This is a genomic window from Azospirillum ramasamyi (assembly GCF_003233655.1).
In the GTDB taxonomy this organism is placed as follows: domain Bacteria; phylum Pseudomonadota; class Alphaproteobacteria; order Azospirillales; family Azospirillaceae; genus Azospirillum; species Azospirillum ramasamyi.
Window position 1 is genome coordinate 2087923 of the sequence record NZ_CP029829.1, and the last position, 13183, is coordinate 2101105.

Annotated in this window: 11 protein-coding genes; 5 read left to right on the top strand and 6 right to left on the bottom strand. The window is 66.7% G+C overall.

The genetic code is table 11. From position 1 onward, the window contains the following. Window positions 1–118 precede the first annotated feature (118 nt). The 4 genes from atpD to DM194_RS09765 form a co-directional block, all read right to left on the bottom strand. Complete coding sequence (gene atpD / locus DM194_RS09750; RefSeq protein WP_111067140.1) at window positions 119–1540, bottom strand: F0F1 ATP synthase subunit beta; 1422 nt, start codon at window positions 1538–1540, stop codon at window positions 119–121. An 85-nt stretch (window positions 1541–1625) separates the two neighbouring features. Continuing rightward, entirely contained in the window at window positions 1626–2510 is an 885-nt protein-coding gene (locus DM194_RS09755; RefSeq protein ID WP_111067141.1) for a F0F1 ATP synthase subunit gamma, read from the bottom strand. Window positions 2511–2597: 87 nt separating this feature from the next. Further along, window positions 2598–4127: a F0F1 ATP synthase subunit alpha gene (atpA, locus tag DM194_RS09760; RefSeq protein WP_111067142.1), complete on the bottom strand. Its 1530-nt coding sequence runs from the start codon at window positions 4125–4127 to the stop codon at window positions 2598–2600. Next, window positions 4127–4696, bottom strand: a complete 570-nt coding sequence (locus DM194_RS09765) for a F0F1 ATP synthase subunit delta (protein ID WP_111067143.1) — start codon at window positions 4694–4696, stop codon at window positions 4127–4129. Before DM194_RS09765 ends, atpA begins: the two co-directional genes overlap by 1 nt. Before the next feature lie 383 nt (window positions 4697–5079). Here DM194_RS09765 and DM194_RS09770 point away from each other — a divergent pair, with 383 nt between their 5' ends. Then, a complete protein-coding gene (locus tag DM194_RS09770) occupies window positions 5080–5463 on the top strand; it encodes a hypothetical protein (RefSeq protein ID WP_111067144.1) in 384 nt (127 codons plus the stop codon). 138 nt (window positions 5464–5601) lie between these two features. Here DM194_RS09770 and DM194_RS09775 read toward each other — a convergent pair whose 3' ends face one another. Together DM194_RS09775 and DM194_RS09780 are read right to left on the bottom strand one after the other, a co-directional pair. Continuing rightward, window positions 5602–6108 (bottom strand): cache domain-containing protein, encoded by a 507-nt coding sequence (locus DM194_RS09775; protein ID WP_246024174.1) that lies wholly within the window; start codon window positions 6106–6108, stop codon window positions 5602–5604. A 196-nt stretch (window positions 6109–6304) separates the two neighbouring features. Further along, window positions 6305–8521, bottom strand: coding sequence for a primosomal protein N' (locus DM194_RS09780; RefSeq protein WP_111067146.1), 2217 nt, complete (start codon window positions 8519–8521; stop codon window positions 6305–6307). A gap of 195 nt (window positions 8522–8716) precedes the next feature. Between DM194_RS09780 and fsa the strand changes: the two genes are divergently transcribed. The 4 genes from fsa to DM194_RS09800 all read left to right on the top strand — a co-directional run bounded on the left by fsa (window position 8717) and on the right by DM194_RS09800 (window position 12873). After that, window positions 8717–9373 (top strand): fructose-6-phosphate aldolase, encoded by a 657-nt coding sequence (gene fsa, locus DM194_RS09785; RefSeq protein ID WP_063635338.1) that lies wholly within the window; start codon window positions 8717–8719, stop codon window positions 9371–9373. Between the two features lie 17 nt (window positions 9374–9390). Continuing rightward, complete coding sequence (locus DM194_RS09790) at window positions 9391–10113, top strand: DUF484 family protein (protein WP_111067147.1); 723 nt, start codon at window positions 9391–9393, stop codon at window positions 10111–10113. A 59-nt stretch (window positions 10114–10172) separates the two neighbouring features. Then, entirely contained in the window at window positions 10173–11075 is a 903-nt protein-coding gene (locus DM194_RS09795) for a tyrosine recombinase XerC (protein ID WP_425457283.1), read from the top strand. Window positions 11076–11499: 424 nt separating this feature from the next. Continuing rightward, on the top strand, window positions 11500–12873 hold the full coding sequence (locus tag DM194_RS09800) for an IS1595 family transposase (protein ID WP_162629991.1): 1374 nt from the start codon (window positions 11500–11502) through the stop codon (window positions 12871–12873). Window positions 12874–13183: the final 310 nt, after the last annotated feature.

The window sequence follows — 13183 nt, forward strand, 5'->3', positions numbered from 1 at the left end:
ACCCCCTCCCCCGCTGACGGGGGGAGGGGGTGTGCTGATGTCGATTTCCGCCCGGCCGTCTCGAACCCGATGGGGCGCGATGGGGCCGGGCCGGAATGCCGCGATCCCAGGGTGGGGATCAGGCGGCGGCCAGCTTCTTGGCCTTGGCGATCGCCTCGTCGATGGTGCCGACCATGTAGAAGGCGGCCTCCGGCAGGTGATCGTAGTCGCCGTTCACGATGCCCTTGAAGCCCTTGATGGTCTCCTCGAGCGGGACCAGCACGCCCGGGGTGCCCGTGAACACCTCGGCGACGTGGAACGGCTGCGACAGGAAGCGCTGGATCTTGCGGGCGCGGGCCACGACCAGCTTGTCCTCTTCCGACAGCTCGTCCATGCCCAGGATGGCGATGATGTCCTGCAGCGACTTGTAGGTCTGCAGAACCTTCTGCACCGAGCGGGCGACCGAATAGTGCTCTTCACCGACGACGCGCGGGTCGAGAATGCGGCTGGTCGAGTCGAGCGGGTCCACGGCCGGGAAGATGGCCATTTCGGCGATCGAGCGCGACAGCACCGTGGTGGCGTCCAGGTGGGCGAAGGACGCGGCCGGGGCCGGGTCGGTCAGATCGTCGGCGGGCACGTAAATGGCCTGCACCGAGGTGATCGAACCCTTCTTGGTCGAGGTGATGCGCTCCTGCAGGGCGCCCATGTCGGTGCCCAGCGTCGGCTGGTAGCCCACCGCCGACGGGATGCGGCCCAGCAGAGCCGACACTTCCGAACCGGCCTGCGTGAAGCGGAAGATGTTGTCCACGAAGAACAGCACGTCCTGGCCTTCCTCGTCGCGGAAGTATTCCGCGAGCGTCAGGCCGCTCAGCGCGACGCGGGCGCGGGCGCCCGGCGGCTCGTTCATCTGGCCGTACACCAGGGCCACCTTGGAGCCCGGGCCGTCGAGCTTGATGACGCCCGACTCGATCATCTCGTGGTAGAGGTCGTTGCCCTCGCGGGTACGCTCACCCACGCCGGCGAACACCGACACGCCGCCGTGCGCCTTGGCGACGTTGTTGATCAGCTCCATGATCGTCACGGTCTTGCCGACGCCGGCGCCGCCGAACAGGCCGATCTTGCCGCCCTTGGCGTAGGGGGCCAGCAGGTCGATGACCTTGATGCCGGTGATCAGCACTTCGGCGTCCGTCGACTGGTCGACGAATTCCGGGGCCTGACGGTGGATCGGCAGCGAGCGGGCGGCGTTGACCGCGCCGCGCTCGTCGATCGGCTCGCCGATGACGTTGATGATGCGGCCCAGCGTCTCCGGGCCGACCGGCACGGCGATGGGCGCGCCGGTGTCGGTCACCTCGGCGCCGCGCACCAGACCGTCGGTGCTGTCCATGGCGATGGTGCGGACCGTGCTCTCACCCAGGTGCTGCGCCACTTCCAGAACGAGGGTCTTGCCGTCGTTCTCGGTGTGCAGCGCGTTCAGGATCGCCGGCAGATCGCCGTCGAACTGCACGTCCACGACGGCGCCCGTGACCTGCGTGATCTTGCCGACAGAATTGGTGGTGGCCATGGAGTAAAGCTCCCTAGGAACTCGGTAAGTGTCGGTATGCCGTCGCCGGCGCAAATTGGCTGGACGCTACGTGCGGATGCGGCCGTTAGAGTGCCTCGGCACCGGAGATGATCTCGATCAGCTCCTTGGTGATGTAGGCCTGGCGCGTCCGGTTGTAGGTGATCGTCAGCTTGTTGATCATGTCGCCGGCGTTGCGCGTCGCGTTGTCCATCGCGGTCATCCGGGCGCCCTGTTCGGACGCGGCGCTCTCCAGGAGGGCGCGGTAGATCTGGATGGACAGGTTGCGCGGCAGCAGTTCGGCGAGGATCTGCTCCTCGTCGGGCTCGAACTCATACAGCGCCTTCGCCTCGTCGGTGGCCGCGGCCTCGGCGACGGGGACGGCGAAGGGAATGAGCTGCTGAACCGTGACGATCTGGGAGATCGCCGACTTGAACTTGTTGAAGATGACCGAGCAGACGTCGAACTCGCCGGCCTCGAACATCGCCAGCACCTTCGACGCCACCATGTCGGCGTCGCTGAAGCCGAGCCGGCGGCGGCCGACATCCTCGTAGCTCTCGACGATCAGCGAGGCGAATTCGCGCTTCAGCTGGTCGCGGCCCTTGCGGCCGACGGTCAACACCTTGACGGTCTTGCCCTCGCCCTGCAGGCGCGTGATCTGCCGCTTGGCCTCACGGACGATGGAGCCGTTGAAGGCGCCGCACAGACCGCGGTCGGAGCTGATGACGACCAGCAGATGCACCGTGTCGGCGCCCGTCCCGGTCATCAGCTTCGGACCGTTGCCGCTGTCCTGCACGTTGGCGGCCAGGGAGGCGAGCATGCGGCCCATACGCTCCGCGTAAGGACCGCTGGCTTCCGCCTGGTCCTGAGCGCGGCGCAGCTTGGAAGCCGCAACCATCTTCATGGCCGAGGTGATCTTGCGCGTCGACTGGACGCTCGAGATCCGGTTCTTTAGGTCCTTGAGGTTAGGCATGCCGGCCCTTCAATTCCGCTCGAGGTCGTTCCGTGACCGTCTCTTCAGGACGGTGGGGGGCGGTTTCCCGCCCCCGCACGCGGTCGGTCAGACGAAGACCTTGGCGAAGCCGTCGAGGAACGCCTTCAGCTTCTCTTCGGTCGCCGAGGTGATCTGCTTGTCGGTGCGGATCGCCGCCAGGATATCGGCGCCCTTAGCGCGGATTTCCGACAGGAACTTGGCCTCGAAGCGGTTCACGTCCTCGACGCGGATGGCGTCCAGGTAGCCCTTCACGCCGGCGAAGATCGACACGACCTGCTCTTCCACCGGCAGCGGCTGGAACTGGCCCTGCTTCAGCAGCTCGGTCAGACGGGCGCCACGGGCCAGCAGGCGCTGGGTCGAGGCGTCGAGGTCCGAGGCGAACTGGGCGAAGGCGGCCATCTCGCGGTACTGCGCGAGTTCCATCTTGATGGTGCCGGCAACCTGCTTCATCGCCTTGATCTGGGCGGCGGAGCCGACGCGGCTCACCGACAGACCGACGTTGATGGCGGGGCGGATGCCCTTATAGAACAGGCCGGTTTCCAGGAAGATCTGACCGTCGGTGATCGAGATCACGTTGGTCGGAATGTAGGCGGACACGTCGCCGGCCTGGGTTTCGATGACCGGCAGGGCGGTCAGCGAGCCGTTGCCATGGGCGTCGCCCATCTTGGCGGCGCGCTCCAGCAGGCGGCTGTGGAGGTAGAACACGTCGCCCGGATAGGCTTCGCGGCCCGGCGGACGGCGGAGCAGCAGCGACATCTGGCGGTAGGCGACGGCCTGCTTGGACAGATCGTCGTACACGATCAGGGCGTGCATGCCGTTGTCGCGGAAATACTCGCCCATCGTGCAGCCGGTGTACGGCGCCAGGAACTGCAGCGGAGCCGGCTCCGACGCGGTGGCGGCGACGACGATGGAGTATTCCATGGCGCCGGCGTCTTCCAGGGTCTTGACGATCTGGGCGACGGTCGAACGCTTCTGGCCGACGGCGACGTAGATGCAGTAGAGCTTCTTGCTCTCGTCGTCGCCCTGGTTGATCGGCTTCTGGTTCAGGAAGGTGTCGATGACGACGGCGGTCTTGCCGGTCTGACGGTCACCGATGATCAGCTCGCGCTGGCCGCGCCCGATCGGAACCAGGCTGTCGACGGCCTTCAGGCCGGTCTGCATCGGCTCGTGCACCGACTTGCGCGGGATGATGCCGGGGGCCTTCACCTCGACGCGCTTGCGCTCGACGTTGACCAGCGGGCCCTTGCCGTCGATCGGGTTGCCGAGGCCGTCGACAACGCGGCCCAGCAGGCCACGGCCGACCGGAACGTCGACGATGGTGCCGGTGCGCTTGACGGTGTCGCCTTCCTTGATGCCGCGGTCGTCGCCGAAGATCACGATACCGACGTTGTCGGTCTCGAGGTTCAGCGCCATGCCCTGCAGGCCACCTGGGAACTCGACCATCTCGCCGGCGCGGACGTTGTCCAGGCCGTGCACGCGGGCGACGCCGTCACCCACCGACAGAACCTGACCAACCTCGGCGACATCCGCCTCGGTCCCGAAATTCGCGATCTGCTGCTTGAGGATCGCAGAGATTTCTGCGGCGCGGATATCCATCAGACTGATCCCCCTGAGGCCTTCATGGCGAGTTGCAATTTGTTCAGCTTCGTGCGCACCGAGGTATCGACCATGCGCGAGCCGAACTTAACGATCATGCCGCCGATCAGCTCCGGATCGACGGAGGTGTTCACCAACACCTTGGAACCGATGGACGCCTTGAGCGCGTCGATGACGGCATTGCGCTGGGCGTCGTTCAGCGGCTTGGCCGTCGTGACCTGGGCCGTGACCTCGCCGCGGCGCCGGGCCAGCTCGGCCAGGAAGCCATCGATCATCCCATCGATCGCGAACAGGCGGCGGTTGGCCGCCACCAGCCCGATGAAGCGCTTGGTCAGATCGGACACGCCGGCGCTGTCCAGGACAGCGGCCATGGCCTTGCCCTGATCGGCGCGGCTGATGACGGGGCTGCGGACGAGGCGACGGAGGTCAGCGCTCTCGGCCAGGATCTGCTTCAGCGTGGTCAGATCGCTCGCGACCGTGTCCAACGCCTGGTTTTCGTCCGCAAGCTCGAACAGCGCGATTGAGTAACGCGCGGTGAGTTCGGATACGCCTGTTCCTTCGGATGCCACCTGATCCCTCGAATTGAGTTCGGTAGACGGTGAATTCGGCGGCCTTATAGGGTGTCAACCCGAGGCACAAACACCCCGGCCGCGAAAGCGAGCGGTCCAATATCACAGGAATCGCGCCCACGCAACGGCGTCTGGACAATTTGACCGCGGCGTTTTGAGCAACTGCGGAATCATCGGTCGCAACTGCGCGCCCCGAGGACTCGGGTCGGGCGTGATTGGTCATACCGGCTGTGACTTCGATGTGGCGCCAATCTCGGCTTAATTCAAGGTTAACCAATCTGATCCAGGGTCGGTCCGAACCGCCCAGCCGGCCGATCCGCCACCGTTTCCAGCGGTTTCGCCACGCTCGAGGCCGATCCAGTGAGATCAGGGGCCCTTCCGCCATGACCATCCTGCCGACGTCCGATTCCGTTTCCGACACCCGTGCGATCGCCGAACCGGGCAGCGGATCCCGTCCGTCGAACGTCATCCAATTCTGCCGCGCCCGTTTCACTCCGGAAGACCTGGATGCCTTCTCGGCGGTCGCCGAAGCCAAGCTGAGCCGCGGCCATTGGGCCGGCGTGCTGCGCGAGTCGGGCCGCGACCATGACCGCCTGCTGGTGCTTCTGCCGGAGGTGGACCGCCCGGTCTTCCGGTTCGAACGCGACGCCAAGGGCCGCTACAGCCTGTCCTTCCACGACCGTTCCGGCTGGTACGGCATCGGCGCCGGCGACAGCGCCGCGGAATGCCTGTCGATCTGGCGCCCGCGCCGCCCGCGCATGCCGTGACAGCCCCGGACCGCCCGTGACCGCCGGATGGCCCGGGAAGAGCGGCTTTTGAATTTCACCATGTAGAAAAGAGACGTGCAGCATCCCGCCGCATGAGTTCCACTGTCGAACCTGAAGACGTGCCGGCGCCCTCCCTGCTTATCGGTAGACCCCGACCGCCAGCATGTAGGGTTTGCCGTTCAGCACCAGGCGGCGGGCGTGCATCGTCTTGCGCGCAACCTGCCCGGTCAGCGGATCGATCCACTGATAGGTGACGTTGGTGCGTCCGTCGCGCGCCACACCGGCCAGCGCCTCCCGGATGAAGGGCTTGCCGTCCACGTCGCGCAGATCCTTCAGGTTCGATCCGTTCAGCGTCGCGGTCCAGCCATGGGCGATCATCACACCCTGGTCGTCCAGCAGCATCGGGTAGAGGTCGCGGTCGATGTAAGCGCTATCATGACCGGCAAAGGCTTCGGCCGCCGCGTCCGGACCGATCCGCTCCAGCAGATGCTGGGCACGGTCGATCATGGTCAGCGCCTCGGCATCGGTGCCGCGGGTGTGGGCCGGCGCGCCGGCGGCGAAGGCGATGACCACCAGCAGCAGCAGAACCGGCAGCACGGTCAGCAGGGTTTGACGCTGTACGCGCAGACGAAGCTTGGAGATCATGCCCATCATCAGCCTGAACCTGTGCCTGTGATGTTCGGGTCCGGGAAGGATGTTTGTACACGGAACCATCCCGACCGTGGTAATACCGCGCCCGCCGCCACGCAATGGACCAAACGTCACAGGTGCCATGCCCGACCGCAGCGGCGACCGATTCGGGTCGATTCGCCGCAGCCTCGCCGGGCGGCGCTAAGAACGCCTAAAGGAAGCTGTAGGGGTCGACATCGATCTGCACCCGGATGGCCGGCGGGATCTCCACCCGCTCCAGCCATTCCGCGATCAGCGGCTGCACCTGGGTGCTGCGCGGCGCCTTCAGCAGCAGGCGGCGGCGGTGCCGCCCGCGCAGCAGGGCCAGCGGCGCCGGGGCCGGCCCCAGCACATGCACGTCGTCGCTGCGCGGCGCGGCGCGGCCCAGCGCCATCGCCACCCGCTCCACCAGCGTCGGATCCTCGCCCGACACGATCAGCGCGGCCAGCCGGCCGAAGGGCGGCATGCCGGCCTCCAGCCGCATCTCCGCCTCCAACTGATAGAAGCCGTCGCGGTCGCCAGCCGCCAGAGCCTGCATCACCGGATGCTCGGGCATGAAGGTCTGCAGCATCACCCGCCCCGGCCGCTCGCCGCGTCCGGCGCGCCCGGCCACCTGATGCAGCAGCTGGTAGGTGCGTTCGGCCGCCCGCAGGTCGCCGCCGTTGAGGCCCAGATCGGCATCCACCACCCCCACCAGGGTCAGCATCGGGAAATGGTGGCCCTTCGCCATCACCTGGGTGCCGATGATGATGTCCAGCTCGTGCCGGCCGATGCTCTCCACCATCTCCTGGATGGCGCGCGGGCCGTGCAGGGTGTCGGACGCCATGATGGCGGCGCGGGCCTCGGGGAATAGCTCCGCCACCTCCTCGGCGATGCGCTCCACCCCCGGACCGCAGGCGGCCATGGTTCCCTCCTCCCCGCATTCCGGGCAGGCATGGGGCAAGGGCTGCTGCAGGCCGCAATGGTGGCATTGCAGCTTCCGCGCGAGCCGGTGCTCGACCAGCCACGCCGTGCAGTTCGGGCATTGCATGCGGTGGCCGCAGGCGCGGCACAGGGTCAGCGGGGCGTAGCCGCGGCGGTTCAGGAACAGCATCGCCTGCTCGCCCCCCGCCAGTGTGTCGGTCAGCGCCTTGCGCAGGCTGGGCGCCAGCCAGTGCCGGGCGGGCGGGCGGTCGCGCCGCAGGTCGACCAGTTCCACGTCGGGCAGCACGGCGCCGCCATGGCGGGCCGGCAGGGCGATGCGGGCATAGCGGTGGCTGTCGGCGTTGACCTTGGTTTCCAGCGACGGCGTGGCGGAGACCAGCGCGATGGGCAGCCCGCCCAGATGCGCCCGCGCCACCGCCATGTCGCGGGCATGGTAGATCGCGCCCTCCTCCTGCTTGTAGGCGGAGTCGTGCTCCTCATCGACGATGATGACGCCCAGTTCGGGATAGGGCAGGAACAGGGCCGAGCGGGCGCCGACCACCACCGGCACCTCGCCCTTGGCCACCGCGCGCCAGGTGTCGCGGCGCTGCGCCCCGGTCAGTTCCGAATGCCATTCCGCCGGCGGCGCGCCGAAGCGCCGGGCGAAGCGGTCGAGCCACTGCGCCGACAGCGCGATCTCCGGCAGCAGCACCAGCGCCTGCTTGCCCTGCTCCAGGGCGGCGGAGATCGCCTCGTAATAGACCTCCGTCTTGCCCGACCCGGTGACGCCGTCGAGCAGCACGGTGGAGTAGCGCCCCGAGGCCACCCGCTCGCGCAGGTCGTCGGCCGCCGCCCGCTGGTCGGGCGACAGGGCGGGTCCGGGCCGCTGCCAGTCCGGCCGGCCGAGCCGGGTCGGCTGCAGCATCACCGGCTCCAGCAGCCCGGCCTCCGCCAGCCCGCGCACCACGGTGACGCCGCAGCCGGCCTCGTCGGCCAGTTCCGCCGGGGTGCGGGGAGGGCCATCGTCCAGCAAGGCCAGGATGCGCCTGCGCGGGTCGGTCATCTTGAAGCCGGGCGGCGGCTCGGCACCCTGTTTGCGCAGATAGGCCAGCATCGGCTTGGGCGGCTCCAGCGCCGCCGGCACGCTGACCGCCATGCGCAGGACGAAGCCCGGCGGCGTCATGGTGTAGGCGGCGACCCATTCGACGAAGCGGCGGCCGACCTCGGTCATCGGCGGCACGTCGAACCGGCGCACCACCGGCTTCAGCCGGCCGGAGTCCAGCGTCCCGGCGCCGGGGCCCCAGACGACGCCGATGACCCGGCGCGGCCCCAGCGGCACCTCGACGTAATCGCCGGGAACCAGCTCCATCCCGTCCGGCACGCGGTAGTCGTAGGCCTCGCGCAGCGGTAGCGGCAGCAGGACGGCGACGCGGCGGTCGGGACCGCGAAGCTGCGGCTTTGCCGGGAAATCCGTGGTTTCGCGCATGGAATCGCCTTCGGGCTGCCCCGTTTCGGGCGTGTCCCCAAGAAGATCCCCCTGAATGCCCGGGGCGGAACTGGCGGAAGTCGAACGCATCGGCTAGAGTGGCCTCATGTCCCGGGCACCGGGCGGGACGGCGCGTCGGTCAGTTTTCCGGCGCGGCCGGTTCCGGTCAACATCAGCAAGCATGGACCCTTCGTCATGAAGTTCTTCGTCGACACCGCCGACATCGCCGAGATCCGCGATCTGGCCGATACCGGTCTGCTGGACGGTGTTACCACCAACCCCTCCCTGATCGCCAAGTCCGGCCGTCAATTCCTCGACCTCGTGGCCGAGATTTGCGACGTCGTCAACGGTCCGGTCAGCGCCGAGGTGGCCTCCACCGACTTCGAGACCATGCTCGCCGAGGCCCACAAGATCGCCAAGATCTCCCACCGCGTCGCGGTGAAGGTGCCCCTGACCCCGGCCGGCCTGAAGGTCTGCAAGATCATCTCGTCCGAAGGGACGATGGTCAACGTCACGCTGTGCTTCTCCCCCGCCCAGGCGATCCTGGCGGCGAAGGCCGGCGCCAGCTTCGTGTCGCCCTTCGTCGGCCGGCTGGACGACATCGGCCAGGACGGCATGGGCATCATCAAGGACATCTGCGAGATCTATAACAACTACGACGCCTTCAAGACCGAGGTGCTGGTCGCCTCGATCCGCAACCCGATGCACATCGTCAAGGCCGCCCGCCTGGGCGCCCATGTCGTGACCGCCCCGGCGTCGGTGCTGAAGCAGCTGTTCAACCACCCGCTGACCGACAAGGGTCTCTCCCAGTTCGTCGAGGACTGGAAGAAGACCGGCCAGTCGATCCTGTAAGGCGGGCCGGAACGATCATGGCCGACAGGGGCCGCGAACCGGGTCACAGCCCGCAACGTGCGACCACGCTCTCTTCGGAGGATGTGCGCGCCTATCTGCGGAGCCACCCGGACTTCCTGGCCCAGAACGCCGATCTGGTCCACCACCTGACCCCGCCGTCGATCGACCGCGGGCGGGGGGTGGTGGACCTCCAGGCCTTCATGGTCGACCGCCTGCGCGCCGAGGTCCGCGCCCTCAAGGACCAGCAGCGCGAGCTGATCGGCACCAGCCGGGCCAACCTGAACAGCCAGAACCGCATCCATGCCGCGGTGCTGTTTCTGCTCGACGCCCAGAGCTTCGAGCAGCTGATCCAGACCATCACGACCGACCTCGCGGTCCTGCTCGACCTCGACGTCGCCTGCCTCGTCATCGAATCCAACGGCACCGACATCCCCCATGTCCACCGCTCCGGCGTGCGGGTGGTGGAACCGGGCGCGATCGCCGAGCGGCTGGGCCGCGCCGACGTTGTGCTGAACACCGACATCCAGGGCGATCCCGAGATCTACGGCCCCGGCGCCGGTCTCGTCCGGTCCGAGGCGCTGATCCGCATCCAGGTCTCCAGCGAGACGCCCGACGGCCTGCTCGCCTTCGGCAGCCGCGAGCCCGACACCTTCCACAACGGCCAGGGCACCGAACTGGTCGGCTTCCTCGCCCGCGTCATCGAGCGGGTGATCCGCGGCTGGCTGGAGTTGCCGGCGTGAGCGAGCCTGTTCCCGCCGCTCCGAGCCTGGGTTTCTCCGCCAAGCCCGACGTCCAGGACATGCTGGCCCATTGGCGGCGCTGGATGGAGAGCGAGAAGGCGGTTTCCCGCCACACCCTGTCGGCCTACACCGCCGATGTGGGCGAGTTCCTGCGCTTCCTCACCGAATTCCGCGGCGGCTCCCCGCCTTCGCTGAACGATCTAGGCGACCTGAAGGCGGCGGATTTCCGCGCCTGGATGTCCCGGCTGGCGATGGACGGGCTGGTCGGGGCCAGCCGGGCGCGCAAGCTTGCGGCGGTGCGCAATCTCTTCCGCTGGATGGACCGCAGCGGCCGCCTGCACAATCCCGCCGTCGCCACCCTCGCCACGCCGAAGGTCAAGCGTCCGGCCCCGCGCCCGCTGACGGAGATCGACGCCGACCGCCTGCTGGAGGAGGCCGAGCGCGACCGCGACGAACCCTGGATCGGCAAGCGCGACCGCGCCCTGTTCACCCTGCTCTACGGCTGCGGCCTGCGCATTTCCGAGGCGCTGGGCCTGGCGCGCAAGGACGCGCCGCTGGGCGACACGCTGCGCGTCACCGGCAAGGGCCGCAAGGACCGCATGATCCCCGTCCTGCCGGCGGTGACGGAGGCGGTGCGCGCCTATATCGACAGCTGCCCCTTCACGCTGGCGCCCGACGGCCCGCTGTTCGTCGGCGCCCGCGGCGGCCGGCTGAACGCCAGCGTCGCCCAGCACCAGATGCAGAAGCTACGCGCCCTGATGGGCATGCCGGACAGTGCCACCCCGCACGCGCTGCGGCACAGTTTCGCGACCCATCTTTTGGCGGACGGCGGCGACCTGCGCGCCATCCAGGACCTGCTCGGCCACGCCTCGCTCTCCACAACCCAGCGTTATACGGATGTGGAGAACGAGCAGCTGATGAACGTGTACCGCAACGCCCATCCTCGGGCACGCAAGGCCTGACCGGCGCTCGATCGCACAACCGAATCAGCATATTCCGATATACGATCCAGCGTCGGGCCGAATTTCCCTTTGAAGCACTCGCGGTCGCGCTGCAGACCGCGCAACAATCGAACCGGCCGCGTTCACTGCAACGCCGATCAAAAGAACTCTGCATGACTCAGAATATACATCAATATTTACCGCCTCGCTCTCCACTCTTCTAAGGCTTTAGTACAGAATATTGGTGAAAAGCCCCTATAAACCGTTATTCTTTGCTTAATATTTAGGTTTGCTAACGTAGCTATGTTGCAGACACAGGTGCAGACGCAAAAATCAACAAAAACATAGACTTACGATAACGGCGGCGCTCCGCGCGCACCTCCTACATATTGATTCAAATCGGATGCGTCTTCCGGTAGAGTGTCGGCCTCGGGGGAGGTCGGCCGTGGGCAACGAGCGCTTCTACAAAATCTGCCAGGACTTTGACCTCAGCATCCACACCGATGCTGACGAGTTGACAGCTCGTTTCACAGACGAGGCGCAGGCACGAACCTTCTTCGAAACCCTGGTCTGGCCGGACGGTCCGTTCTGCCCGCATTGCAAATCCGTCAAGGTCTACCGCTTCAACTCGGTCAAAACGACCCGTAGCGGAGAAGCCCGCGCCCCGCGTGTCGGGCTGTTCGAGTGTGGAAACTGCGCCGCCCAGTTCACCGTCAAGACCTTCACGCCGCTTCACGGGACAAAACTCCCACTTCTCAAGTGGATAAAGGCGCTGTTCTACCTGCTCAGCAGCAGCAAGGGCGTCTCGTCCGTCGTTCTGGCCCGGCATCTCGGCGTGACCCAGCCGACGGCCTGGAAAATGGCACATGCTGTCCGCGAACTTCTCGATTACCGGCACGAAAGCGAACCGGTTCTCGACGGCGAGGTCGAGATCGATACGAAACGAATCGGCGGCGAGCCGCGCAAGGACGGATACACGAAATACGTGTGGAATCCGCGCGGCAAGGGGTCGGACAAGGCGATCGTAGTCATTATGAACGCCCGGGAGGGGCGGGTTCGAACCGGCGTTGTCTCCGGGGAGTCCGCCGCGGAATTGGCCTCGGTCATCAAGGCGGTTGTGAAGCCCGACGCGCACCTGATGACCGACGGAGACAAGGCCCTCGCGGTCGTCGGTCGGGATTTCGGCGGACACTCCAGCGTCAATCACGGAGCGGAAGAATACGCCCGTGTCGAGCGGAAGGACGGCAAGCGACCGCGCAAACGGCGGCGCAATGCTGAGTTGCGGGACGACGAACGGAACGTTCACGTCAATCACGCCGAGGGCTTCGCGGGGCTTCTCGAACGAAGCCGTTTTGGTGTCTACCATAGGTTTAGTCGCGTTCACCTGAGCCGCTATCTCGACGAAGCCGCCTGGCTGTGGAGTTCGGCTTCGTCGAGAACGATGACGACGACCGATGGACATTCGCAGGGCGAAGTCCAGGCGGAGCCGTTCGTCTTTCAGTTGATGACGCTGATGCCCCGGGCGCTCGGCCGACAAATCCGCTGGTCGGCAAAGGGCGGTCTGTTCTGGCCGCCGCCGTTGCAGGACGGGGATCCTCCGGCACCGTCGCGGGTCCTGATGCTGGCGCGGGCAGAGGAGAAAGACAGCAAAGGACACGGCCTGCCGCGGAAATACCGCGAGGCCCCAAAGGGAACACGTAGAACTCGCTCGCTTCCGGGCCCGGTGCGCCTCCGCGCGACATCTCCACCGCTACGACCGCTGCGTCCGGCCCCGCCGCCGCCCGACTACACCGACGAAGAGATCGACGGACTCTACTGACGACGCCGTGTCGGGGGCTTCCACCGACCGGTGGACTGTCGCATCTGGAGACTACTCTGCTCGCCTAAAAACTGTGTCCTGCGCCGATGCGGGGAGACGAACGCCGATGATCGGCCGCAGGTCGCCTACCATATCTAGGCTATGCCTCTAAACAGTTTGCCTGCTGACCTGTGTCTGCAACATAGCTACGTTTGCTAATGATTGTCCAGCGCAATTCTCATGCGGTGGATAAATGAATGCAAATCAAGTCAATCCAATCAAAGATATCCATCCTGTCCGGATTTTGCCTGACTGGGACGGTTGCCGTACT